The organism is Nonomuraea sp. NPDC049750, assembly GCF_040659625.1.
In the GTDB taxonomy this organism is placed as follows: Bacteria; Actinomycetota; Actinomycetes; order Streptosporangiales; family Streptosporangiaceae; genus Nonomuraea.
This window is the reverse complement of sequence record NZ_JBFANB010000035.1, coordinates 95,707-119,747: the sequence shown is the minus strand read 5'-3', so window position 1 is coordinate 119,747 and position 24,041 is coordinate 95,707. Positions and strand designations below refer to the sequence as shown.

Here is a 24,041-nt window from a genome sequence, read left to right as displayed (position 1 = left end):
GATCGGCCCCGGCAGCGCCGGGCCGGGCAGCACCACACCATCAGAGGTGACCGCCAGGTTCGCCACCCCTTGATCCACCCCCACAAAGCCGCCGATCGGCTCACGCACCGCCGGGTGGGGCAGAATAACGGCGACCTGCAGCAGCCACACCCCGCGCCGGCAGATCAGGTCGGCCTCGCCCATCGGCAAGGCATCCACGGCCTTGAGGTCTTCTGGTCGGCCGGTGTAGGGGACGGTGACGCGGCCGGTGGGTTCCACAGCGACACGGTCCGGGCGTACCGGTTGAAGCTCATCAGCCGGGCATCGTAGGGGACAGCACCGTGCGGGCGGAAGATGTGCGCGCGTTTCTTGGTGGAACGCTGGTTGGCGTAGGCGCCGGCGACCCGGGCGATCGCCCGCACGGCCGCCTGCGCACCGAGCCCGGCCACCTGCGCCCGCACCTCGTGGTAGGCCAGCCGATGCAACTCCACCACAGCGAACGTGCGGTGCTGCCAGGCCAACCGGGAGACCACGGTGGCCGCCTGATTGCACAAAAGCACCGCCGCCGCCAGCGCCTCAGCCTGGGCCGGGGCGGGCGTGAGCCGCAGTTGCACGATCGTGGGCAGGCCGTGGCGTTTGGTAGTGGAGCGGCGGATCGCCATCGCGCACCTCCTGTCACAGCGGCCTCACCCACCGCACATATTACCGAACGCGACCGAGTCTTTACATACTGTTTTCGAAAGGAGGGGTGCGCTTGCTCGCGCCCCTGACGGATCGGGTTTTCACGCCACAAGTCAGATGAATAACATCGCCGCCAGCACGAGCGCCACCAGCTTGCCCGCCCAGCCCGATGCCGCGCTCCGACCGGCGTCAAGGAGCCACAGGCTCCGCGCGGAGTTTGGCGGAATGCTTTACCAGGGTGATCAGCACCTCCCTGCTCGAGTCGCGTTTCCTGGCGTCGCACATGATGATCGGGATTGACGGGTTCAGCTGGAGCGCCAGCCGTACCTCGTCGAGCTCGAACGTCCGCGAGCCCTCGAAGCAGTTGACCGCCACCACGAACGGCGTGCCACGGCGCTCGAAGTAGTCGATCGAGGGGAAGCAGTCGGCCAGGCGGCGGGTGTCGGCCAGGATGACCGCGCCCAGCGAGCCCTCGGCCAACTCGTCCCAGACGAACCAGAACCGCTCCTGCCCCGGCGTGCCGAACAGGTACAGCACGTAATCGGGGCTGAGAGTGATGCGGCCGAAGTCCATCGCCACGGTCGTCGTCCGCTTGGCCTCCACGGATGAGATGTCGTCGATGCCGATGCCGCGGTCGGTCAGGACCTCCTCGGTCCGCAGGGGGCGCGTCTCGGAGACCGCGCCGACCAGCGTGGTCTTGCCCGCGCCGAAACCACCCGCGACCAGGATCTTGATCGCGGTCGGCAGGCGCGGGCGGTCAGAGCGATCGAAGGCCATCGAGCACCGCCCTGTACATCTTCATATCGTTCATGTCCACCTCGGATTGCGGTTCCTGGGCCGAGACGAGTTCCTTGTCGAACAGGTCGCCGAGGAGCACCCGGATCGTGCCGGCGGGCAGGTCCAGGTGCGCGGCGATCTCGGCGACGGACTTGGGCTCGCGGCAGAGCCGCAGGATCGACAGATGTTCGGGGTCGAGCCCGGCCTCGGGACCGGGCGTCGGGCCGATGGCCACGGCCATGGAGATCAGGTCGAATTTGCCATGGGTGGGCTGGGTCCGCCCCCGCGTCACCACGTAGGGCCGGATGATCTCCGGATCGACCCAGTGCTCGTCCTCGGGCCCGTCCGTGGGGCCGTGGCCAGGGGTGTTCACCGATCACCCCTGGCCACGGCCTCGGCACGGGCGCCCGAGGTGAGGTATTGGCCGACCCGGGCGACGAGCATGGCCATCTCGTAGGCGACCAGGCCGATGTCCGCGTTCTGCGTGCACAGGACGGCCAGGCACGCCCGCTCGCCCGCGACGGTCACGATGAGGAACCGCGAGCGCAGTTCCACCACTGTCTGCTTGACCGTGCCGCCGCGCACGTGCTCGGACAAGCCCTTGGCCAGGCTCTGCAGCCCGGAGGCCACCGCCGACAGGTGCTCGCCGTCCGTCCGCTGCAACGCCGCGGACGAGGCCATCAGCAGTCCGTCAGAAGACAGGACGATGGCGTGCTCGGCCTCCTTGACCCGGCCGATCAGATCATCGAGCAGCCAGTTCAGATCCGTGCCGGAACCAGGTGTCACGTCTCGCCTCCCGGTTGCTCTCCATCGAGCCCGTCCATGATTTTGGCCGCTTCGGTCCTGCCCAGCCTGGTGCCCGACTGCAGAGATCCCATCATCGCGCGGATCTCTTCCGGCGAGCGTTCGTCATCGTCCTCCTCGGGGTTCGGTCGCGTGGCGGGCGCCTCGTCACGCAGGGCGGGGGCAAGGCTGGCCTGCGGCACCCGCAAGGGCAGGCCGGAAGGGGTGAACTCGGCGGCGGGCTGATCCTGCGCGGGCTCCGGTCGCGCGGGCCTCGGCTCCGGGCGGACGCGCTCCTGCTCAGGCTCCGGGCGGACGCGCTCCCGTTGAGACTCCGGACGGACGCGCTCCCGTGCGGGCTCCGGGTCGGCGGGGTCGCGGGGCGGAGCCACCGTCAGCCGGCGCACGTTCTCCGGAGCGGCCGTCCGCGCCGCCGCGGTGACCGCCTTCCTACGGGGCAGCCGCGCCGGCTCATCGCCCTCCTCCGGCGCCTCTCCCAGCTGGACGAGCTCCTGGGGGATCAGGACCACGACCGTGGTCCCCCCGTACGGTGAGGACTTGAGCACGACCTGGATCCCGTGGCGCCCGGCCAGGCGGCTGACCACGAACAGTCCCAGGCGCGCGGTGCCGGTGATGCGGAACTCCGGCGGGTCCGCGATGCGCTCGTTGGCGGACTCCAGGTCCTCCGGCTTCATGCCGAGCCCACGGTCCTCGATCTCGACCACGTATCCGTTGGCCACCAGCTGTCCGCGGACCTCGACGGTGGTGTAGGGCGGGGAGAAGGAGGCCGCGTTCTCGATCAGCTCGGCCAGCAGGTGGATGACGTCACCCACGGCGCGGCCCAGCAGCACGACGTCGCCCATCGGCATGAGCGTCACCCGGGTGTAGTCCTCCACCTCGGCCAGCGCGCCGCGTACGACGTCGACCATCGGCACCGAGCGGCGCCAGACACGGGCTGGGGAGGAGCCGGACAGCACGATGAGGTTCTCGGCGTTGCGCCGCATCCGGATGGCCAGGTGGTCCAGCCGGAAGAGCTCCTTCAGCTCCTCGGGGTCGGTCTCGCGCCGCTCCATCACGTCGAGCACGGTCAGCTGCCGGTGCACCAGGCCCTGGGTCCTGCGGGCCAGGCTGAGCAGGATGTCGCGGATGCTGCGCCGCAGCTCGGCCTGCTCGGCGGCGACGCTGACCGCCGTGCGCTGCACGGTGTTGAACGCCTGGCCGACCTGCCCGATCTCGTCCTCACCGAAGTCCAGCGACGGGGCCTCGCGCGCCAGGTCCACCTCCTCGCCGTGCCCGATCCGCTCCACCAGACGGGGCAGCCGCTCGTCGGACAGCTCGTGCGCGGCGTCACGCAGCTTCTGCAACTGGGCGAGGAGCGTACGGGCCGTGGTGATGGACAGGACGATCGACGCGATGACCGCGATGAGCCCGAGGCCGCCGGCCAGGACCAGCCGCACGACCACGCCGATCGCTACCGGCGTCGCGCGGTCCACGAGGCGGTCACCCGCGCTGAGCACCAAGGCGTTGAAGTCGGTGAGCGCGCGTTCGGACGTGGTCTTCCACTGCCCGGCGCCGAACGGGACGCTCTCCATGCTGGCGTCCTGCTCGACGAGCCGGTTCTCGAGCTCGCGCAGGTTGTCGAAGGTGGCGCTCGCGGCTAGCTTGTCGTAGGCGGCCTTCTCGGAGTCGGGCAGCTCGCCGGCCGCCTGCTCGGCCAGGATGCGCCAGGCGCCCACGGTCTCGGCGAATTGCGCGTGTTCCGCGGGGGTCAGCCGCCCCTCGGCCAGGGCGCCGGCGAGCAGCGCGTCCTCCCGGGAGAGAACCTCGCGGGCCCTGCTCAGCGCGAGGAGTGTGCGGATGTCCTTGGCGACGATCTTGTCGTCGAGGGTCGCCACCGAGCCGTAGAGCCGGTAGATGGAGTCGATGACGTCGGCGTAGGCATCGGTCGCCTGCACCCGGTTCATCCGGCCCGCGTCGACGGCCTGCCGGGTGGTCTTGAGCGTGTCGAGCCGCCGGAAGACGTCGGCGACTCGCTTGGCCCCGTCGCCGTCCGTCGCCCAGTCGACCACGCTCGAACTCGCCGCCTCCTCGAAGGTGGCGATCGTTCGGTCGGCCTGCTTGCGCTGGGTCTCCAGATCCTTGCGGGCGCGGATCGTCCCGTCGCCGAGCCGGATGATCGACAGCCGGCGCTCCCGTTGCAACTCGACGAGCAGCGGCTCGCTCGGCCCGACCACGGCGTTGTCGAGCTGTGAGACCCAGAGCAGGTTGACGCCCTCGCGAAGGGTCACCCAGGCGGCGAACACCCACAGCGCCGCCATGGAGAGCAAGAGAGCAATGATCTTGGTCCGCAGTCGTGAATTGCGGAAGCGCATCATACCTACCCTGTGAAAGTCATTTGAAATGGCTGACCACCAGGACATGCAGTGGCATACCGGCGCTGAAGACGTGGGCACCCTAGCAAAGAGGGCGATCTTGCCTCAACCTGACTGTATTCATTTGCGGTGAAATATCCGTTTTCATGACTCAATTAGTCAAATGATGTATTGATGGATATCCTCCGTGGGTGAGTGACCCGGAGGATCGCCCGTATTTCGGCATCCGCAACGATCTCGCGGACCGGTTGCTCAAGGGATCGCATCAGCTGGCGGGCGTGCCCGAGGGGGACCGAGGCGCCGTCCTGCGGGCCGCGCTCGACGCCGTCCCCGAGGCGGCCGGGCTGCTGCGCCCCTTTCCCGTCCTGTTCGCCGACGGCGAGAGCTCGGCGAGCCGGCTGGCCTTCAGCTGTCTGTCGGCCGCGGCCACGTTCCCGCTCGCCCGCCGCGACCAGATAGCCGAGCTCGGGGCGCTGACCGCGATCCTGTTCGGCCTCGACGACATCGCCGACGGCATCGCCGGAGACTGGTCCGACCGCGACTTCACCGCCTTCGTCGCCCGGCTGTGCGCCATGACCACCGGCATGCCCTTCGCCGCGGCGCCCGAGCCGGCCGCCGAAGGGCCGATCAAGCAGGTCCTGGGCGCCTGGCAGGCGTGGTGTGCCCGCTTCCACGGCCACGCTGGTGCGGCGGTCCACGCGCCGAACCTGGCACGACGGCTGGAGCTCGCCGGCGCGGCCATGCTCCGCGAGCGCGCCTGGGCGGCGGGCCGGGCCCCCTGGCCGGAGTACGCGGACTACCTGGCGAACGGCCTGCTCACGATCCTCTATCCCACCTGGTGGGCCGCCGCCCTGGCGATCCGCGGTCCCGTCCCCGCCGAGGCCGCCCACTGGGCGTCGATCGAGCCGGCCACCCATCTCGGCGCGGCCTGCATGCGGCTGGCCAACGACATCAGGACGTTCGAGCGGGAAAAGGCCGAGGGTAAGCCCAACTCCATCAGCATCCTGGAGAACGCGGGCACAGGCACGGCGCGAGCGGTCACGCGGGTCTCCGAGCACATCGGCGAGCTCGACGCGGAGTTCAGAGCCGCGCTCGCCGACCTGCCCGCCGACCTGGCGGATATCGCGGAGGGGCAGCGCAGGAGCGTGTCGTTCAACGGCCGCTGGTACCTGGCCAGGGACACGCACGCGTACACCGTCCACGAACTGGCCGGAGATCTGGAGTCCCATGAGGGTCAGGTCCGCCGGGCGAGATGAGACGAGGCGATGACGGCGGCGCGGACCACGGCGACCGGCGTGTAAAGGTCCTTGTCGTGCCAGAGGGGCGGATGCTCCTCGCCTGACGACCGTGTCAGATACGCGTGACCGCGGTCCACGGCCCGCTCACATCGCGGGTCCGCCCGCCACCGGGTCAGCAGCAGGATCTGCATCGCGTAGGCGGTCTCCTCCGCGGTGCCCACCCAGCGGCCCCACGATCCGTCCGGCCGCTGGGTCTCCAGCACCCAGCCGACGGCCGCGTCCACCGCGCCCGCCGAGAGGTCGCCGCCGAATTCGTCCAGCGCCAGCGCACACGCCGCCGTGGCGTAGTAGCGCGAAGCGTGCCACCGGTCGGTCCAGCTCCCGTCCGGCTCCTGCCGCTCGCAGATCCAGGCCGCCACCTCGGCGATGGTCTCGTCATAGCGGACGGCGGCCGCGGGCACGCAGGTGACGTACTGGCCGAGGGCGTCGAGCACGTGCGCGTTGACGCTGACCGAGGTGCCCTGCTCTCCCTGCCAGGTGGAGAAGTGCGTGCCGGAGCGGAACGCCCCCAGGCAGTCCGGCTCGTACGGCATGCCGAGCAGCGCCAGGGCGTACAGAGCCACAGAGGTCGTGTCGGCGTCGGCGGGAAGCCCGGGGCCGGCGGTGGCGCCGGCGGGACCGATCGCCGCCCTGAGGTCGGCCGCCATCTCCGGCGGCACCTCGACGGGCACGCCCGCGCGGATCAACCAGCTGAGCACCCAGCCCCGCTCGAACACCGTGATGGGCAGCCCGACGGGCACCGGGCCACCGTGGCGCCTGGCCACCGCCTCAAGGTGCCCGCGGGACGGGTCGTGCACGTCGCGCGCGCCCCGCTCGCCCAGCCAGGCGGCGGTGGCCGCGGGTGAGGCCCCGACGGTGCCGATCGCCGTCGGCCGGGCCACGAGCGCCCCCTTGGCCGCCGGGCCGCCGATCTCCAGAGCGTGCAGCAACTTCTCCGGCACCTCGGCCCCCGACTCGATCCACGATCTGACCAGGTCGAGCGTGTCGTAGCTCATCCCGTCGGGCAGCGACAGCGGGCCGTGGCCCGCCAGGCTCTCCAGATGCCGATTGATGAGGGCGACCAGCGAGGGCACGATGTGCTCGATCGCCGGCATGTCGGGCAGCCGCAGGGGGCCGGCCAGCCAGTCGGCCAGAACGCGCAGGCCGCGCTCGGCGGCCTCCCCGAGGTTCTGCCCGTCCGTGCCGGACTCCCCGCGCAGCAGCGCGGACAGGATCGCCTCAGTGGCGCTCAGGGTCGGCACCAGCCCATACCCGTCCGGTGCCCCCCAGGCGCCGTCCTGCCGCTGGGCGGCGACCAGGTAATCGATCCGCTCCTGGTGACCGACCAGCCAGGGAACGAGCGTGACCAGCCGGCCGGTCTCATAGACCGAGGAAGAGACCTGACCCCAGGGCCGGAACATGAGATCCGTCAGCAGCTCCGCTGCCTCCCCGCCGCTCACGCCTGACGGCTCCGCTCGATCGGCAGCAGCTTCAGCATGAGTTTCTCCTTCGGTCGCACCGACGCTCCCGGCACCAAGGTGAGCCGCTGCGGGTTGGTCAGCGCCGGCCGGTACCTGCTCAGCAGGTTGGCGATCACCAGCGGCGCCTTGAGATAGAACAGGTGCTGGCCCAGGCATACGTGCGGGCCGGCGCCGAACGGGATCGAGGCGTAGCGATGCCGGCGCTCGGTCTGCTCGGGCGCCCAGCGCTCCGGGTCGAACTCCAGCGGCCGCTTCCAGAACTCCGCCAGCCGATGGGTCGTGTACGGGCTGACCAGCACCTGAGAGCCGGCCTTGATCCGGACCCCGCCGATCTCCGTGTCCGCCACGGCCTGGCGGGGGATGATCCAGCCCGGCGGGTACAGGCGCACCACCTCCTGCAGGACCATGCGGAGATATCTGAGCCCGGGCACGTGGGCCGGCCGGACCGGGCCGTCGCCGACCACCTGGCCGACCTCTTCCCGCAGCCTGGCGTACACGTCGGGATGATCGTGCAGCACCGACCACAGCCAGGTCAGCGAAACCGCCGTGGTCTCCGACGCCGCGCCGTAGACGCTGACCAGGTCGTCGCGGGCCTGCCGCGGATCCGCCGCGCCCGTCTCCTCCATCCTGACCCTGAGCAGCGCCGAGAGCACTTCGTTGGTGCGGGTCCCCTCGCTGAGAGCCCGTTCGATCAGGGGGTAGACGATCTCGTCGATCTTCTTCGTGGCCGCCAGGAAGGCCCGGTCCCCCGGCACTCTGACGGAGTAGGGCATGAAGGGGAGGAGCAGCCGGAAGCCGATCGAGGTGGCGCACGTGGCGAACTCGGGCAGGAGCCGCTCGGCGACGTCCCGGGGGATCCGCCCGCCGAACAGCACCTTGATGACGCTCTCGTTGACGATCGCCGTCATCTGTTGCGCGGCGTCGATCGGCCGTCCGCTTCGCGCGTGCTCGTCCAGCTCGGCGACGCGGCCGGCGATGATGTCGGCCAGGTCCTCGCCCAGCGAAGCCGTGTACCTCGCGGTGAACAGCGGCTGGAGGACCTTCCTGCTGGACTCCCAGCCCTCGCCCTCACCCAGGATGCTCTGGCCGGTCACGCGCCGCAGCGGCCGCCAGAACATGCCTTCGCGCACGAAGTTGGACCAGTCGGTCTTGAGTACCTGCTGGACGTGGTCGGGATGGGAGACCAGGTAGGGCTGGAACGGGCCGATGTTCAGCCGGACGATCCGCCCCCCGGCGTCGGTGCCCATCTTGGCCAGCTCGGTGACCGGGTCTCTCAGCAGCCGGGGGATGGTTCGGTGAAAGGGGAGGACTTGGGGTTCTTGTTCACCGGCTGGAAGCCCGGGCGCCACGCGATCCTCCAACTGCCCGTCTCACCTGACGGACATTTCACAACAAAAGTCAAAACTCTTGTGGAGTATCACATGATCTTGAAGGGGAATTCAAGATTGCACCTGGGTAGGAGCTCCCACTGGTTCTGGACGGTTTCCTGTGGTCAGGGGCGGGAGGCTTCGTCGAGGACGCGTAGTTCGCCGGCGGTCAGCGTGAGCGCGGCGGCCATGAGGAGCGGCTGGAGCTGCCTGACATCGCGGGCGCTGGAGATCGGCGCGGTGATCGTGGGCTGGGCGGCGAGCCAGGCCAGCGCCACCGCCGCCGGCTCGACGTCGTGCTCGGCGGCCACCTTGGTGAGGGCCTCGATCGTCCGCCGTCCGTGCTCCGTCTCCAGGTATTTGGCCGCCTGTCCCGCTCGCGGGCTGTCGACCGTGACCCCCGGGGCGTACTTGCCGGTCAGGAAGCCGCGGGCCAGCGAGGAGTAAGGGGTGCTGGACAGCCCCTCCGCGGCCACGACGTCGCGCAGCGCGCCCTCGTAGTCGCGCTCCATCAAGCTGTACTGCTGCTGCAGCGCGACATACCTGGGCAGACCCTCGTCGTCGGCCACCCGCAGCGCCTCCGCCAGCCGTTCGGCGCCGTAGTTGGAGGCGCCGATGTGGCGGATCTTGCCCTCCTCGATCAGCTGCCCGAACGTGGCCAGCGTGTCGGCCAGCGGGGTGTCCTTGTCGTCGACGTGCGCCCAGTAGAGATCGATCCGGTCGGTACGCAGCCGGCGCAGTGAGTTCTCGACGGCGGTGCGGATGGTCGCGGGCGCCAGGCCCTTCACACCCTCCAGCATGCCGACCTTGGTGGCCAGCACGATCGAGTCGCGGTTGCCGCGCTCCGCCATCCACTCACCGATGATCGTCTCGGAGGTGGACTCACCGGTGGCCCAGTAGGGGTAGACGTCGGCCGTGTCGATGAAGTTGCCGCCGCCCGCCACGTACGCGTCGAGCACCTCGAAGGACGCCGCCCGGTCGGCGGTCCAGCCGAAGACGTTGGTGCCCAGGCATATCGGGAACACGGACAGGTCCGTGGTGGAGATTGATCTCATCTGGCTATTATCCGCGCATCGAAAGGGGAGGCTCCGATGGCACCCCGGTTACGCGGCTGCCTGGTCGTCGGCGGCCTTCTCGCGGTGGGGGCGGTGGCCGTACTGCTCCATCGTGGTGGCGAGCCCGCCTCCCGGCCGGTTCCGTCGAGCGGCGCGCGGGCGGCCGAGGCGGTCGAAGTCGTCGAGGAGAAGCGGCTCGACGAGCGCAGGATGGAGCTGACGATCAGGTCGCCGGCGCTGGCCGGCACCACGAAGGTCCGGCTGCTGCTGCCCTCGGGATGGGAGTCGCGGCGCGACTGGCCGGTGCTCTGGCTGCTGCACGGCGGCCTCGACGACTACGCCTCGTGGACCGCCAAGACCGACGTCGACGCGTTCACCCGCAACTCCGGGTTGATGGTCGTCATGCCCGACGGCGGCAAGTGCGGCAGCTACTCCGACTGGTGGAACGGCGGCGACGGCGGCCCGCCGCGCTGGGCGACGTACCACCTCAAGGAGCTGCTGCCGCTGCTCGAATCCCGCTACCGCGCCGGGCGGGAGCGGGCCGTCGCCGGCTACTCGATGGGCGGTCAGGGCGCGATGCTGTACGCCGCCAAGGGGTACTTCAAGGCCGCGGCCTCCTTCAGCGGAGCCGTGCACATCCTCGAACCCGGCGTGCCGCAGGCCGTCATGGCGGGCACCACGATCGGCTGCTTCGGCACCGACTGGAAGCGCGTCTGGGGGGATCCGGCCGCGCAGCGCTCCGTCTGGCGCGCCCACAACCCCTACGACCAGGCCGGGAAGCTCAAGGGGGTCCAGCTGTACGTGGCCGCGGGCGCGGGTGACCTGGTCGAGGACCTGGCCAACCGGGCCGCGCGGGCGTTCGCGGGGCGGCTTGAGCGGCTGGGTGTGCCCGTACGGACGCACTTCTATCGCGGCGGGCACAACCACGAGTCCTGGCAGCGGGAGCTGCACCGGGCCTACCCGATGCTCAGCCGGGCCATCGGCGCCCAGTGAGGATGTCGTCGACTTCCGTGCTCTTACCAGGGGCTACAGGGTGACGCTAGGGTGCGGCTGTGGAGGTCGGTGACGCGCGGACGCGCATTCTGGACGCGGCGGAGGAACTGTTCGCCGGTGGCGGTTACGAGGCCACGCCGACCGCGGTCATCGCCAGGCTGGCCGCGGTGCCCAAGGGGCTGATCTTCCACTACTTCCCGCGCAAGATCGACGTCCTGGTGGCGCTCATCGACGAGCGCACGCTGGTCGAGGAGGGGCACGAGATCGACGCGGTGCCCGGCGACCCGGCGGGCACGCTGTCGCGGTTGGCCCGCAGGCTGCCGCTGCGCGCCTCGCCGGCGATGCGCCGCATCCTGTTCCGCGAGGCCGACACGCACGGCTCGGTCAAGGAGCGGCTCGGCCGGCTCAACGGCGAGCTGATCAGCCGGGCCAGGTTCGCGCTGGAGCTGGCGTTGCCGGGCGCCCGGGGTGACGCGGCCCGGCTGGAGGTGGCGGCGGCCACGTTCGCGGCCGTACTGCTCTACCAGGAGAACCTCTGCCAGCTAACCGGCCACCAGATCGACCCCGACGCGGTCGCGGAACTCATCGCCCACTCGCTCGTCTGACAGCTCGTCGAGGGCCGTCTTCAGGTGCGAGAGCAGCCCCCACACATCGTCCATCCGCTCGGGGCAGGCCACCACGCCGAAGTCGAGCATGCCGTCGTAGGAGAAGCAGGTGATGTTCACGCCGCCGCTCATGTCGGTCAGCACCGACAGCGGGTAGTACGACAGGACCCGTCCCCCGCACAGGTACAGCGGGAACTGCGGACCGGGCACATTGCTGATGATCAGGTTGATCGGCGGGAACGTCACCGAGGCCAGCCGGAAGATCGCCGGAGTCGCCAGGCTGGTGATGGGCGCGGGCAGCAGTGAGCACAGCTCGTTCACCCAGGCGGGCGGCGCCAGGGCGAAGCGCCGTTTGGCCGCGCTCATCGTCGCGCCGACGGCCCGCAGGCGTCGCACCGGGTCGGCGACGTTCGTGGGCATCGGGGCGATCATGGCGGAGATCTGGTTGCCCACCGTCTCCCCGGCGCCGGCCGTACGGACCGCGACGGGGACCGCGACGACCAGCGGCTCGTCGGGCAGCGCGTTCCGTTCCTCCAGCCACGACCGCAGCGCCGACGTGCACAGGGCCATGACGATGTCGTTGACGCTCATCCCGTTGGCCTTGGCCACGCTCTTGACGTCCTTGAGCGAGACCGACCCGAACGACAGATGGCGCCGCCCGCTGATCGGCCCGTTGAACGGCGTGCGCGGGACGGTCAGACCGGGCAGCTCGGGGCGCTGCGTGTTGTCACCGGCGACGAACCTGGCCGCCTTGGCGATCAGCCGCGAGCCGGGGAGGGCGGAGGCCAGGGGGATCGCGTCGAGGTCACCGGCGGCCTTGACCACCGAGCGGACGGCGCGCATGGGGTGGGTCGCGGTCTGTACGGCGGCGGCGGCCAGCATGCCGATCAGGCCGGGCGCCTGCCTTTCCGGGGTCATGCCCACCAGGCCGGGCGCCTGCCTTTCTGGGACCAGGTCCTGCGCCTTGCCCGGCGTCTGGCCGGTCTGGCCGGTCTGGCCGGTCTGGTGTGGTGCCTGGTCCGGCTGGTTCGCCTGGTGCGGTGTCCGGCCTGACCGGCAGTCGTGCGGCAGCGGGTCGCGGGCGTCGGGGGAGAGGTCGAGCAGGGTGGCGAGCGTCTCCGCGCCGGAGACGCCGTCGATGGCCGCGTGGTGCACCTTGGTGTAGACGGCGGCCAAGCCGTCGGCCAGCCCGTTGATCAGGTGCATCTCCCACAGCGGGTGTGTCCGGCCGAGCCGCCGGGCGTGGATCGCCGCCACCGTCTCGGCCAGCTGCCGCTCGCCGCCGGGCGCGCGCAGGGTCGTCTCGAACAGGTGGTTGCCGATGTCGAACTCGGTGTCGGGCACCCAGTAGGGCCGGTCCAGCCCGAACGGCACCTCCGCCAGCCGCAGGCTCAGCGCCGGCGACAGGTGCAGCCGCTCCAGCAGCAGGGCCGCGAGGTTGTCGCGGGTGACACGGCCCTCGGCGGGGTCGAGGATCGCCAGGCCCGCCACATTGGCGGCGGTGGTCGCGGATTCGACGTTGAGGAACTGGGCGTCGAGTGCGGTGAGCTGGCGCATCTGCTCTCCCTTTCTCACGGAATCTGGCCACCATCACATGCGAGGATTGCCGCGACGTTTCCGCGAGAGTCTTCCAGATGAATTCGGATGCGCTGTCCCATCATTTAGTAAATGCGCAGCTCACCCCCGATCGGTGACAATTCCCTATCCGTGGACAACGGAAACAGGATGCCGCACGACAGCGTCGAAGTGATATCCGAACGCGTGGTGCGGCGTCGTCAGCGGCTGCGTCTCGCCCGTCTCGTCGGTCGCCCTCGCCATCAGCTCGTACGGCCCCGGCCGCCGGGGGGTCCAGCCGATGTGCCACGGCAACCAGGCGCTGACCAGGTGCGGGCCGTGATGTGCGGCCAGCCGCCAGCTCAGTCCGCCGTCGACGCTGACCTCGACCCGGACGATCCGTCCCCGCCCTGACCACGACCTGCCGTGCAGGATGTGCGGCCGGCCGGCCACCAGGCGCGCATTCCAGGCCAGCTCGAAAGCGCTCTTCACCGGCTGGATCGTCACGTCGCGGTAAAAGACGGTGTTCCACGGGGAAGTGAGCTCCCGGGTCGCCACCTCGATATCACCCAGCCATTTGATCGACGCTATTCCCACCCAGCCCGGCACCACCAGGCGTACCGGAAAGCCGTGGTCGGGCGGGAGCGGCCGGCCGTTCATCTCGTACGCGACGAGCACGTCCGCCATGGCCTTGTCGACCGGGAGCGGCCGGCGTACGTGCCCGTAGCCCTCGAACGGCGCGTCGAGACCGCTCGGCAGCAGGTCCACGGCATCGGGCCGCAGTCCCGCGTGCCGGAGCAGGTAACTGAGCGGCACTCCGCGCCACCGCGCGACCCCGATGGCGCCCAGCCCCCACTGCGCGCCCGGGGCCGGGTTGTGCTGCTGCGTCGCGTACAGGCGTCGGCCGTTCCCGGCGCACTCGATCGCGGCGTCGATGGTGCGTGACGGCATGGCACGGAGCTGGCCGTAGTCGTACTCGCCCGGACATCGCAGCCCGGCCCCGTGGAGCCGCAGCCGCCAGGTCGGGGAGTCGATGCGGGGCGTGTACGTATGATTTCGCACGAAAAATCGGTCTATAGGGGTGTGGTATCCCTGCCCGGCCATGGCTTCCCACCGCATCTCGGCGCTGCCGTCGTGCACGGTGAACAGGTGGGCCGGCAGCGGTTTGACGATCGTCGCCAGAGCTTGCTCCATGGGCGCTACCTCCGCAGCATGTATTTCCTACTGGAAAACCATTTAATCGCCATGGCGGAGCCCGTGCCAGGCCGCATGGCCGCCGGGAGCTCGGCCAGGCCGGTGTACAGCGGGAGGGGTCAGGTCTCGCGTCGGGCGGTCGCCATGCGGGTGGCGGCGAGCGCGGCGGCCAGCGCCACTGCTGCGGCCAGGGCGAGGCTGACGCGCAGCCCGTACTCGAAGCCGGACGGAGCGGAGATCAGGGCACCGAAGACGGCTACGGCCAGGGCTCCGCCGATCTGGCGGGTGGTGTTGAACACGCCACTGGCGGTGCCGGTCCGGTGGGCGGCCACATGCTCCAGCAGCAGGGCGGTGGTCGGGGGCATCACCAGCGGACCCGCCAGCCCGACCGGGATCAGGAGCAGCGCCGTCACCCATACCGGCACCGATCCCGGCGCCAGGGCCAGCGCCACGGACCCGGCCGCGATCAACGTCAGGCCCGCGATGATCGGCACGCGCGGGCCGGTGCGTTCCGCGATCCGCGCCGAGAACGGGGTCAGGCAGGCACTGAGCAGCATCATCGGCAGGAACGCGATCCCGGCGGCCAGCGCGGACAGGCCGTGCTGTTGCTGGAAGTACAGGCTGAACAGGAACGGCAGCCCGTAGAAGCCGACCATGAACGCGAACGCGATCCCGGGGGCGATCACCACCGTCGCGGAGCGGAACAGCTCCAGCGGCACCATCGGATGGGCCACCTTGGCCTGCGCGATCACGAACGCGGCCAACGCCACCACCGCCACACCGAGCGACACGAGCACCCGAGGCGCGGTGAACCCGGCAGCCCCGGCCTCGATCGCCCCGTAGGTCAGCCCGCCCATGGCCAGGATCCCGGTGACCTGCCCGATCCAGTCGAACGGTGCCGTACGGGTCGGAGAATGCGGGGCGCGGGCCAGGAGCAGCAGGGTGAGTACGCCGACCGGCAGATTGATCCAGAAGATCATCCGCCAGGAGACCAGGCTCAGCACGCCGCCCAGCACGGGCCCCGCTGCCGCCGCCACGGCGCCGCCCATCGCCCACACCCCCACCGCGCGGGCGCGGCGGGCCGGGTCGGGGAAGGCGTGGCGGACCAGCGCCATCGAGGTCGGCATGGTGACCGCCGCGCCAATGCCCTGCGCCACGCGCGCGGCCACCAGCGCCGGCAGCGAGGGGGCCAGCCCGCAGGCCATCGAGGCGATCACGAACAGCACCAGTCCGCCCGCGAACGCGCGCCGGGCACCGATCCGATCCGACAGGGCGCCGGCCGACAGCAGCAGAGCGGCGAACATCAGGGTGTAGCCGTCCACGACCCACTGCAATCCGATGATGCCGCCACCGAGCGCGTCACGGATCGAGGGCAGCGCGACGTTCACGATCGCCGCGTCCAGGGTGATCACGAAGAACCCCAGGACGGCGGCGGCCAGCGTCGCCACCGCATGCCGCTCCGTGGCGTGCGCGTGCGCCTCCACGGTTGGTGACTGGTGCGGAGAGGCGTGCGCGTCCGTGGTCGGCGACCGGCGCGGAGAAGCGAAGAAGGGCATGACTGTACGTGGTCCTCATTGGAAGGGAGTGGATGCCGGGCTCTGCGGCCCGACCGCTCATCCACACAACCACGTATCCCTCCTGACCTGGGAGTCCTAGCTGTAAGGGGTGCGGGTGGGGACCCTTTAACACGATGGCGGCCTACGCTGGAGAGGTGCCGGCCGACACCGTTCGCGAGGACATTCGCAACTTCCTCACTAGCCGTCGCGCCAGCCTCACCCCGGAGGAAACCGGGCTGCCCGACATCGGCGGACGGCGCCGCGTCAGCGGCCTGCGGCGATCCGAGGTGGCACAGCTCGCCGCCATAAGCGTCGAGTACTACACCCGCCTGGAGCGCGGCAACGTCCACGGTGTCTCGGCCGACATCCTCGACAGTCTCGCGGCCGCGCTCCGCCTCGATGAAGTCGAACGCGCCCACCTGACCGCCCTCGTCCGCGCCGCCAACGCTCCCCGCCGCGCCACCGACCGCGACGGCGGCGCCTCACATGTCCGCCCTAGCCTCCAGCAGGTCCTCGACGCCATGACGGGCGCCGCCGCCTTCGTTCGCAACGCCCACCTCGACGTCCTCGCCACCAACCGGCTCGCCCGCGCCCTGTACCGCGAGGCCCTCGACACGGGAGAGCAGCCGCCGAACCTGGCCCGCTTCGTCTTCCGGGACCCCCGCGCCCGTCGTTTCTACCGCGACTGGGAGGGCATCGCCCACGACGCCGTCGGCAGCCTGCGCGTCGAAGCCGCCCGTACCCCCACCAACGCCGACCTCGCCGATCTCATCGACGAACTTGCCACCCACAGCGCGGAATTCGCCGGCCGCTGGGACGCCCACGACGTGGAGTATTACCGCAGTGGACGGCAGCTCTTCCACCACCCCGACGTCGGCGACCTCGACCTCGACTACGACGCCCTGGAAATCCCCGCCGACCCCGGCCTGACCATCGTCACCTACACCCTCGCCCTCAGCGCCCCCCACGCCGCCGCCTTTACCCGGCTCCAAGAATCCGCCGAACTACGCTGAAGTGGATTGGCGGACCTTGTCGCCCGGCTCTTGTCGCTTTTCACAGCGCGGTGCCGGTCTCCTCGGCCAACTTCTGTAGGAGCCGGCCTTGGAACGCTTCGTCGTGGACGGCGTGATGCGGCTGCAGCCGCCGGCGGTGGTACCAGTAGCCGCCGGTGGTCAGTGCCTCCGGTTCGTCGCTGGAGGCGAGCCATTCCTGCGTCTGGTGGCCGAGCTCGAGATCGTCCGGTGCGCTCGGCCCGCCCATCCTCGTCGGCACCCAGCCCGGATCCACGGCGTTGCTCAGCACCCCGGGAAGCAGGCGAGCTACGGCGGCCGCGAGCGTGGTGACGAACAGCTTGCTGTCGGAGTACGAGCCGGTGCTCTGGCCTCGCCAGTCGACTCCGGTGAGCGACGGGCGCCCGTCGAAATGCGAGCTGCTGCTCAGGTACACCAGCCGACGCGGCCCACGCACCAGGGCCGTGAGCAGATACGGTGCGATGATGTTGACCGGCATGACCGCCGGTCCGCTCGACACACCGGCGTTGTGGATGACCGCGTCGAGTGGCCCCGTGTCGAGTGGCCCCATGTCGTTCGGCCCCGTGTCGTTCGGCCCCGTGTCATTCAGCTCCGCCGCGATGCGCCGTACGGCGTCACGCTCGCGGAAATCGCCCACCACTAGGTGCGCCCCTCGCTCGACCAGCGCGTCGAGGCCAGCCGCGCGCTCCCGGTTGCGGGCGTGCACCACCACGTCGTGTCCCAAGGACAACAACGAATCCGCCGCGGCACGTCCAAGGCCGTCCGCGGAACCGGTCACCAAGATCCGACTCAAGAGTGCACCCCCGTGTTCGTGGTCGCCCGTCCGGCGTTCAACCCGAGAAGACCTGCTTCGCAGTCGTGATCGCCGTCATGGCCTTCGGCCAGCCGGCGTAGAAGGCGAGGTGGGTGATCGCCTCGATGAGCTCAGTCTCGGTGACGCCGTTCTCCTTCGCGCGCCCGAGGTGGAAGCGGAGCTGATCGGCATCGCCGCCGGCGACGAGGGCGGCGACAGTGATCAGGCTGCGGTCGCGGGCGGCCAGCTCGGTGCGGTTCCAGACGTCCTCGAACAGGACGTCATCGGTGAGCTCGGCGAGCTTTGGTGCGAAATCGCCGATCATGCGGCGTCCGCCGCCGATCTGCTGGGATTGCTCGGTCATCGAAGATCCTTTCGCTAGCTGTCCTTCGGCCCTGTGGCGCGGCGGCCGCTGCGGCACCAGAACTGAGACCGGAACCGGAACCCGGAACCGGAACCCGAGACCCGAGACCCGAGATCCGGAACTAAGACCCGACCCGGAACCCGGAATCGAGACCCAGGACCGAGATCGGGATCGCTGGTGCACCTCGGTACTGCCGCGGCCGGACTGGGGAAGAAGACCGGTTTACCTGGTCAGTGGCTGCGGGCGCGGTTGTACTGCTCGCCGGTGACCGGCTCGTTCCAAGTGGTTTCGGTGGTGCCATCGCCCGCGCCTTCCCACATGGCGAGGTGCTCCATGAAGCGGTCGGGGGTGGCGCCGTGCCAGTGCTCCTCGTTCGGAGGGCAGCGTACGGTCTGGCCGGGATGGGCTTCGAAGACGGTGCCGTCGCGGGTGCCGATCAGTGCGACGCCGGACACGACGTGCAGGGTTTGGCCCAGCACGTGGGAGTGCCAGTGGGTACGGGCGCCGGGGGAGAAACGGACCATGTTGGCACGCATCCGGGACGGCTCCTGGCCCGCGTAGATCACGTCGAACCAGACGTCGCCGGTGAACCAGTCCGCAGGAGCCTTGGTGGTGGCCTGCTGCTTGACGAATTCCATGGTGTCTCTCTCAGACAAACGAGGTTATGAGATGTGTCAGGTGTGGGCGGGGCCGGAGCCCAGCTCGCGGGCGGCGTCGACCTGCGCGAGCTGTCTGCTGCCCTTGGCCTCGAGGGCTGCCGGGCTACCTTGCGGTCATCCGTTTCGCCCACCCAGGCGGCCTGTACGTAGGGTTGTGGCCCCCTCCTGCCTCCGCCCCAGACGCCGACAGATGGGATCCACACCATCCAGGTAACCGGCTTTACGCCCAGGCAAACAGGTTCTGCCGAAGGGCGTACCGGCAGTACACCTCTCTCGCCTGGCGCGGGTTTCCGCAGGTCGGCCGCCAGGCGAACGTGGCCACCTGGGGTCGGCGGGCCGGGCGTCCGCCGAGGTCAACGGAGCGACGGCAAGTTTTGGGCATGGCATGGGGCCTCGACATCTCGACCTTCATAGGCAGGCTCCTAGCGTGGATCTGAGGTACACAGCGAGGGGGCCGCGATGTTCATCCAGATCATTCAGGGACAGGTCGGGGACGTCGGTGAGATGCGGGCGGCGTTGGATCGGTGGCACGCCGAGCTCGCGCCAGGGGTGGACGGCTGGCTCGGCACGACCGCCGGTGTGACGGACGACGGCATATTCGTAAACACGGTGCGTTTCGAGTCGCAGGAGGTGGCGCGGCGCAACAGCGAGCGGCCGGAGCAGGGTCAGTGGTGGGCCGAGACCCAGAAGCTCTTCAGTGGCGAGGTCACCTTCCACGACTGCGCCGAGGCGTACACGTATCTGAAGGGCGGGTCCGATGCGGCGGGGTTCGTCCAGGTGATGCAGGGACAGGTCCGGGACTTCCGGCGGATGCGGGAGATCACCGCCCAGAGCGAGCGGGACATGGCCGCATTCCGGCCCGACCTCATCGGCGGGTTCGCCGCGCTGCACCGGGACGGCGGATACACCGAGGTCGCGTACTTCACCTCTGAGCAGGCGGCCAGGGACGGCGAGGGCAAGGAGCTCCCGCCGGAGATGCGAGAGCTCTTCGAGCAGTGGAAGGACCTATTCGACGGCGAACTCACCTACTTCGACCTGCGCGACCCGTGGCTGTATTCGCCTCCTCAGACCGCCTGAGATTCCCGCAGGGCGGGGCTGATGGGCTGCTTGCGCGGGCCCTCCGGGTCCGCCGTTCAGGGCCGCTCTCGGGGTCCGCTCTTCGGGTCTGCTCTCACGGTTCGCTGTTCGGGGACGCTGATGGGCGAGGTCGAGCTCAGGGTGAAGGATCGGGTGCTCGGTTGGGGACGAGGGAGTCGAAGGTCTCGCCGCTGTTGAGGTGCTGAATGAGGGACTCCAAGCCCTGCCGGTCCCCATTGGCTCGGAGCCAGCGGTCTACTTGGCAGGCGGCCTTGGCGTACGTGTTCGTATCCTTGCTGGCCGTACTCAGCCACTCGTCTAAAGAGACCGGCAGCGGCGCGGTCGGTAGGACCAGACAGCGGTCGCCGGTCGTTCGCGGGGCGAGGTAGCGCGGGTCGTCGGAGACGACCACGGCGAGGCCCTCGTCGAACCACTGCGGGACCTCTGCCCCGGAGGTGAGGCGGGTGTGGAGCTCGACGTGGGACATCTCGTGTGAAGCGATCACCGTGTCGAGGCCGCGAGGCGACAGCATTACGGAGCGGTTCAGAACGGCGATGCCGCGTTCCTTGTGGCCGCCGATGTGCTGGTAGCACTCCTCGGTGGCGCAGATGAGCAGGCTGGGCGAGCTCTTTCTGCCGGCGTAGAAGGTGTCGACCTTCTTCGTGGCGGCGTCGACCGTCTGGCTGACCTGTGAACGTTGCTGGGGCGATAGGTCGCGCTCGATGTAGACGCCTGGGTGGAGCTCTGTCAGGCCATAGCAGCCGGGGCACGTCGTGGCGGCCACGGAGGGGTAGGCCACCGCCACGCCGGCGATGGCGGCGATGAGCAGCACGGCCAGCGCTGCGAGAGCCCGGGTCCAGATCTTGCGGGCTCTCGATCGCTTGGGCGCCGGTGACATGATCGCCGTCCTTTCGTGGGGTGAAGGTGGGACTACTTTCGCGTAATCCGTTGGTGGCCACATCCACCTGTGGGTGGTCATTCTCCGGGTGGACTGCCCCCGTCTTGTGATGACTTCTCGGCCACCGGAGGAGTGGGTCAGGGACGGCCCGCCGTTCACGTTCGTCACCGACGGTTTTGAGGGCGTGTTGGCGTGTCACTGATGGTGTTGGGAGTGCGTTGGCGCGGGTTCGGGCGGTGGCTGGAGGTCGGGGCGTCGCGATCGGTGGCGGGGCCGATGTGGGACGGCGGTTTTTACGTGCCGGGCTCCGTCGACGGCCTGCGGATCTGTCTGGCGCCCGTGCCGCTGACGGAAGGGACCGGGATGTTCGAGATCGGGAGCGAGGTCGACGACCTGCGGATCTGTCTGGCGCCCGTGCCGCTGACGGAAGGGACCGGGATGTTCGAGATCGGGAGCGAGCAGGTCCGGCCGCACCGGACTCGGGTGCTGGAGTCTCCGTTCGCCACGCACCTGAGGTTCGAGGTGGCGAAGAAGTCGCGCGGCGCGGCGGCTCAGGGGGTGTCTTGAAGAGATCACCGCGCCTGAGCCCGTTCCACGCGGGCGATCGAGCGATGGCCGCGCCGTCGGCCGACGAAAGCGAGCAGGCGACGGTCGCGCCTGTTGGCTGAGGAAGGTGAGCGGGCGATGGTCGCGCCTACCGGCCGAGGAAGGCGAGCAGGCGCTCCAGTGGCCAGGTGTTGATGACGTCATCCGTGGTCAGCCAGGCGCGCTGGGCGATCCCGATGCCGAACCGCTGGTTGGCCAGGTGGGGGATGGCGTGTGAATCGCTGTCGATCGAGAACTTCACCCCGTGGTGTTTGGCCAGGCGGACCAGGTCCGCGGGCAGGTCCGAGCGGTCGGGGAAGGAGTCGATCTCCATGGCCGTCCCGGTGCGGCCGGCCGCGCGGAAGACGGCGTCCCAGTCGGCGTCCACCTGCGGGCGCTTGCCGATCTTGCGGGTGGTCGGGTGGCCGATGATGTCCACGTACGGGTTTTCGCAGGCGGCGATGAAGCGGCGGGTCATCTCGTCGCGGGACATGCCGAAGTGCGAGTGGACCGAGGCGACGCACACGTCGAATTCGCGGAGGATCTCGCCGGGCCAGTCGACGGAGCCGTCGGGGGCGATGTTGAGCTCGGTGCCGTGCAGGAGCCGCATGTCGGGATATTTCTGTTGCAGCTCCGCGACCTGCTGCCGCTGCTCCAGTGCCTTGTCCAGGGTCATCCGCTGCATGGCCAGGTCGGGGGCGTGGTCGGTGATGGCGTAGTAGAGGTAGCCGCGGGCGTGTCCCGCCGCGACCATGTCGGCCAGCGAGGCGATGCCGTCCGTCAGGTTGGTGTGCGTGTGCAGGTCGCCCTTGAGGTCGGGGAGCTGGAGGAGATCCGGCAGCTCGTGGCGGAGCGCGGCCTTCACCTCGCCGCCGTCCTCGCGCATGGGCGGGGGTACGAACTGCATGCCGAGCGCGGCGTAGATGTCCTCCTCGGACTCCGAGGCGATCACCGTCTCACCCTCGAACAGTCCGTATTCGGAGAGTTTCCAGCCCTTCTTCACCGCCATCTCCCGGATGGCGACGTTGTGCTCCTTCGAGCCGGTGAAGTATTGCATCGCCGCGCCCCACGACTGGGCGGGCACCACGCGCAGGTCCACCTGAAGGCCCGACGTCGTGCGGATCGACGTCTTCTTGTCGCCCGCCGCGATGATCTCCGCGACATAGGGCTGGGCGCGGAAGTCCTCCATGATGGACTCGGGCGCCACAGCCAGGATGTCGATGTCGCCGATCGTGTCCTTCATCCGCCGCAGTGACCCGGCGTAGGCCAGCCGCTCGGCCTTTAGCGAGGCCATCACCTGCTCGGCCAGGGACATCGCGACGCCGATGTGCACCCGGCGGCCCGACTGCTCGAGCTGCTCGATGCCCTTGAGGAGGTTGGCGAGGGTCTTGGGGCCGAGCCCCTTGACGCCGTCGAGCCGCCCGGCGGTGATCGCCTCGCCGAGCGCCACGGGCGAGTCGATGCCGTAGTCCTCGAAAAGCATGATCGCCGTCTTCGGCCCCAGCGTCGGCACGCGGGTCAGCCGCCGCACCCCTTCGGGCACCCGCCCGCGCAGGTCGTCGAGCTGGCGGAAGCTCCCGCGCTGCAGGAACTCCTCCATCTTCTTGGCGATCGCCTCGCCCACGCCCGGCACGCTCCGCACGTCGGCCACCGAGATGTCCTCGGGGAACCCGGCGATCGCCTTAGCGGCCTTCTGGTAGCTCCGCACCCGGAACGCGTCGCCACCGGTCAGCGCGAACAGCTCCGCGTATTCGGAGAGCGCCGCCGCCGCATCATCGTTAGCCCTAGCCATGGAGCCAGCTTAGGGATCCCCTCCGACAAACGGCGACGGCGATGCGGGCGCCGACGATCGCGAGCGACTCGGCGGCCGCCCGCTCCCACCCAGGCAGGCCGTACGAGCTAAAGGCCGTACGAGCTAAAGGCCGTACGAGCTAAAGGCTGTACGAGCTACATGCGCACTTCGCGCGGCCGGTAAGGCTCCGCGAGGGAGGCCAGGTCCTTGTCGGAAAGCGACACGGACATCGCGCCGAGCGCGTCGTCCACGTGGCCCGGCTTGGTGGCGCCCACGATGGGGGCCGTGACGGCCGGCTGCTGGAGCAGCCAGGCCAGGGCGATCTGGGCGGCCGGCAGCTCGTGCTCGCGCGCGAGCTCCGCCACCCGGTCAAGGATGAGCCGGTCGTTGTCGGGGTCGTAGAGGGCGTCGATGCGCGCGTCGGAGCCGGTCCTGGTCGTCGACTGGGCCGCGCCCGCGCGGGCCAGCACGCCGCGTGCCAGCGGGCTCCACGGGATCACGCCCACGCCCTGGTCAGCGCAGAGCGGGAGCATCTCCCGCTCCTCCTCCCGGTAGAGCAGGTTGTAGTGGTTCTGCATGGACACGAACCTGGTCCAGCCGTTCTCCCGCGCCACGTGCTGCGCCTTGGCGAACTGCCACGCCCACATCGACGAGGCCCCGATGTAGCGGACCTTGCCCGCCTTGACCACGTCGTGCAGCGCCTCCATGGTCTCCTCGATGGGCGTCTCGTCGTCCCATCGGTGGATCTGGTAGAGGTCCACGTAGTCGGTGCCCAGCCGGCGCAGCGAGGAGTCGATCGCGTCGAAGATGTGCTTGCGCGACAGGCCCCGGTCGTTGCCCCCCTTGCCCATCGGGAAATAGACCTTGGTGGCCAGTACGTAGTCCTCGCGCCTGGGGAAGATCTTGCGCAGCAGGTTCCCGGTCACGACCTCGCTCTCGCCGGCGCTGTAAACGTCGGCCGTGTCGAAGAACGTGACCCCGCCGTCGGCGGCCCGGCGGACGAGCGGTTCGGCCTGGTCCTCGGGCAGCGCCCACTCCTGCCTGGCCGGATCTCCGAAGCTCATCATGCCGAGGCAGATGCGCGAGACCCGCAGGCCGGTGTCACCAAGTCGTCTGTAATCCATAGCCGCAACCCTATGACGACGTCACGCGGCCTAAGTCAGGCGGG

The 24,041-nt window shown here is 69.8% G+C and carries 23 protein-coding genes and 1 pseudogene; 6 read left to right on the top strand and 18 right to left on the bottom strand.

Translation table 11 applies throughout. The features are described from left to right. From AB0J16_RS50190 to AB0J16_RS50165, 6 genes and pseudogenes are all read right to left on the bottom strand, one after another. Nucleotides 1-183, bottom strand: a pseudogene (locus tag AB0J16_RS50190) (RNA-guided endonuclease TnpB family protein); the annotation flags it as partial. After that, entirely contained in the window at nucleotides 165-641 is a 477-nt protein-coding gene (locus tag AB0J16_RS50185; RefSeq protein WP_358553511.1) for a hypothetical protein, read from the bottom strand. The gene AB0J16_RS50185 and the pseudogene AB0J16_RS50190, both read right to left, overlap by 19 nt. A gap of 208 nt (nucleotides 642-849) precedes the next feature. Next, nucleotides 850-1,437 (bottom strand): ATP/GTP-binding protein, encoded by a 588-nt coding sequence (locus AB0J16_RS50180; protein WP_358553509.1) that lies wholly within the window; start codon nucleotides 1,435-1,437, stop codon nucleotides 850-852. Further along, nucleotides 1,418-1,810 carry a DUF742 domain-containing protein gene (locus AB0J16_RS50175; protein WP_358553507.1) on the bottom strand — a complete coding sequence of 131 codons (393 nt, stop codon included), beginning with the start codon at nucleotides 1,808-1,810 and terminating at the stop codon, nucleotides 1,418-1,420. Before AB0J16_RS50175 ends, AB0J16_RS50180 begins: the two co-directional genes overlap by 20 nt. Further along, a complete protein-coding gene (locus tag AB0J16_RS50170) occupies nucleotides 1,807-2,223 on the bottom strand; it encodes a roadblock/LC7 domain-containing protein (protein WP_358553505.1) in 417 nt (138 codons plus the stop codon). The genes AB0J16_RS50175 and AB0J16_RS50170 overlap by 4 nt, the downstream gene beginning before the upstream one ends. Then, nucleotides 2,220-4,538 carry a nitrate- and nitrite sensing domain-containing protein gene (locus tag AB0J16_RS50165; protein WP_358553515.1) on the bottom strand — a complete coding sequence of 773 codons (2,319 nt, stop codon included), beginning with the start codon at nucleotides 4,536-4,538 and terminating at the stop codon, nucleotides 2,220-2,222. The genes AB0J16_RS50170 and AB0J16_RS50165 overlap by 4 nt, the downstream gene beginning before the upstream one ends. Before the next feature lie 245 nt (nucleotides 4,539-4,783). Between AB0J16_RS50165 and AB0J16_RS50160 the strand changes: the two genes are divergently transcribed. Further along, a complete protein-coding gene (locus AB0J16_RS50160) occupies nucleotides 4,784-5,848 on the top strand; it encodes a terpene synthase family protein (RefSeq protein WP_358553503.1) in 1,065 nt (354 codons plus the stop codon). Here the strand turns inward: AB0J16_RS50160 and AB0J16_RS50155 are convergent. The 3 genes from AB0J16_RS50155 to AB0J16_RS50145 form a co-directional block, all read right to left on the bottom strand. Continuing rightward, nucleotides 5,827-7,329, bottom strand: a complete 1,503-nt coding sequence (locus AB0J16_RS50155; protein WP_358553501.1) for a prenyltransferase/squalene oxidase repeat-containing protein — start codon at nucleotides 7,327-7,329, stop codon at nucleotides 5,827-5,829. The two genes, AB0J16_RS50160 and AB0J16_RS50155, sit on opposite strands and share 22 nt — an antisense overlap. Next, nucleotides 7,326-8,699 carry a cytochrome P450 gene (locus tag AB0J16_RS50150; RefSeq protein WP_358553499.1) on the bottom strand — a complete coding sequence of 458 codons (1,374 nt, stop codon included), beginning with the start codon at nucleotides 8,697-8,699 and terminating at the stop codon, nucleotides 7,326-7,328. Before AB0J16_RS50150 ends, AB0J16_RS50155 begins: the two co-directional genes overlap by 4 nt. Nucleotides 8,700-8,842: 143 nt before the next feature. Further along, nucleotides 8,843-9,772 (bottom strand): aldo/keto reductase, encoded by a 930-nt coding sequence (locus tag AB0J16_RS50145; RefSeq protein ID WP_358553497.1) that lies wholly within the window; start codon nucleotides 9,770-9,772, stop codon nucleotides 8,843-8,845. A 36-nt stretch (nucleotides 9,773-9,808) separates the two neighbouring features. Here AB0J16_RS50145 and AB0J16_RS50140 point away from each other — a divergent pair, with 36 nt between their 5' ends. Together AB0J16_RS50140 and AB0J16_RS50135 are read left to right on the top strand one after the other, a co-directional pair. Then, complete coding sequence (locus tag AB0J16_RS50140; protein WP_358553495.1) at nucleotides 9,809-10,765, top strand: alpha/beta hydrolase family protein; 957 nt, start codon at nucleotides 9,809-9,811, stop codon at nucleotides 10,763-10,765. Between the two features lie 59 nt (nucleotides 10,766-10,824). Then, entirely contained in the window at nucleotides 10,825-11,370 is a 546-nt protein-coding gene (locus tag AB0J16_RS50135) for a helix-turn-helix domain-containing protein (protein ID WP_358553493.1), read from the top strand. Here the strand turns inward: AB0J16_RS50135 and AB0J16_RS50130 are convergent. The 3 genes from AB0J16_RS50130 to AB0J16_RS50120 form a co-directional block, all read right to left on the bottom strand. Next, a complete protein-coding gene (locus AB0J16_RS50130) occupies nucleotides 11,308-12,927 on the bottom strand; it encodes a wax ester/triacylglycerol synthase family O-acyltransferase (protein WP_358553491.1) in 1,620 nt (539 codons plus the stop codon). The genes AB0J16_RS50135 and AB0J16_RS50130 overlap by 63 nt on opposite strands. A gap of 144 nt (nucleotides 12,928-13,071) precedes the next feature. After that, a complete protein-coding gene (locus AB0J16_RS50125) occupies nucleotides 13,072-14,118 on the bottom strand; it encodes a sulfite oxidase (protein ID WP_358553489.1) in 1,047 nt (348 codons plus the stop codon). Nucleotides 14,119-14,237: 119 nt separating this feature from the next. After that, on the bottom strand, nucleotides 14,238-15,674 hold the full coding sequence (locus AB0J16_RS50120; RefSeq protein ID WP_358553487.1) for an MFS transporter: 1,437 nt from the start codon (nucleotides 15,672-15,674) through the stop codon (nucleotides 14,238-14,240). A gap of 134 nt (nucleotides 15,675-15,808) precedes the next feature. Here AB0J16_RS50120 and AB0J16_RS50115 point away from each other — a divergent pair, with 134 nt between their 5' ends. Then, nucleotides 15,809-16,687: a helix-turn-helix transcriptional regulator gene (locus AB0J16_RS50115; RefSeq protein WP_358553485.1), complete on the top strand. Its 879-nt coding sequence runs from the start codon at nucleotides 15,809-15,811 to the stop codon at nucleotides 16,685-16,687. Between the two features lie 40 nt (nucleotides 16,688-16,727). On the opposite strand, the gene AB0J16_RS50110 is transcribed toward AB0J16_RS50115, so the two are convergent. From AB0J16_RS50110 to AB0J16_RS50100, 3 genes are all read right to left on the bottom strand, one after another. Beyond that, complete coding sequence (locus AB0J16_RS50110) at nucleotides 16,728-17,483, bottom strand: SDR family NAD(P)-dependent oxidoreductase (RefSeq protein WP_358553513.1); 756 nt, start codon at nucleotides 17,481-17,483, stop codon at nucleotides 16,728-16,730. Nucleotides 17,484-17,535: 52 nt separating this feature from the next. Continuing rightward, nucleotides 17,536-17,862, bottom strand: coding sequence for a carboxymuconolactone decarboxylase family protein (locus AB0J16_RS50105; RefSeq protein ID WP_358553483.1), 327 nt, complete (start codon nucleotides 17,860-17,862; stop codon nucleotides 17,536-17,538). A gap of 230 nt (nucleotides 17,863-18,092) precedes the next feature. Beyond that, on the bottom strand, nucleotides 18,093-18,500 hold the full coding sequence (locus AB0J16_RS50100; RefSeq protein ID WP_358553481.1) for a cupin domain-containing protein: 408 nt from the start codon (nucleotides 18,498-18,500) through the stop codon (nucleotides 18,093-18,095). A 480-nt stretch (nucleotides 18,501-18,980) separates the two neighbouring features. Here AB0J16_RS50100 and AB0J16_RS50095 point away from each other — a divergent pair, with 480 nt between their 5' ends. Continuing rightward, nucleotides 18,981-19,598: a hypothetical protein gene (locus tag AB0J16_RS50095; protein WP_358553479.1), complete on the top strand. Its 618-nt coding sequence runs from the start codon at nucleotides 18,981-18,983 to the stop codon at nucleotides 19,596-19,598. Nucleotides 19,599-19,734: 136 nt separating this feature from the next. On the opposite strand, the gene AB0J16_RS50090 is transcribed toward AB0J16_RS50095, so the two are convergent. Next, entirely contained in the window at nucleotides 19,735-20,496 is a 762-nt protein-coding gene (locus AB0J16_RS50090; protein ID WP_358553477.1) for a hypothetical protein, read from the bottom strand. Nucleotides 20,497-20,697: 201 nt separating this feature from the next. Here AB0J16_RS50090 and AB0J16_RS50085 point away from each other — a divergent pair, with 201 nt between their 5' ends. Next, a complete protein-coding gene (locus AB0J16_RS50085) occupies nucleotides 20,698-21,063 on the top strand; it encodes a hypothetical protein (protein WP_358553475.1) in 366 nt (121 codons plus the stop codon). A 127-nt stretch (nucleotides 21,064-21,190) separates the two neighbouring features. On the opposite strand, the gene polX is transcribed toward AB0J16_RS50085, so the two are convergent. Both polX and AB0J16_RS50075 read right to left on the bottom strand, forming a co-directional pair. Further along, nucleotides 21,191-22,873, bottom strand: coding sequence for a DNA polymerase/3'-5' exonuclease PolX (gene polX / locus AB0J16_RS50080; protein ID WP_358553473.1), 1,683 nt, complete (start codon nucleotides 22,871-22,873; stop codon nucleotides 21,191-21,193). A gap of 155 nt (nucleotides 22,874-23,028) precedes the next feature. Then, on the bottom strand, nucleotides 23,029-23,997 hold the full coding sequence (locus AB0J16_RS50075; RefSeq protein ID WP_358553471.1) for an aldo/keto reductase: 969 nt from the start codon (nucleotides 23,995-23,997) through the stop codon (nucleotides 23,029-23,031). Nucleotides 23,998-24,041: the final 44 nt, after the last annotated feature.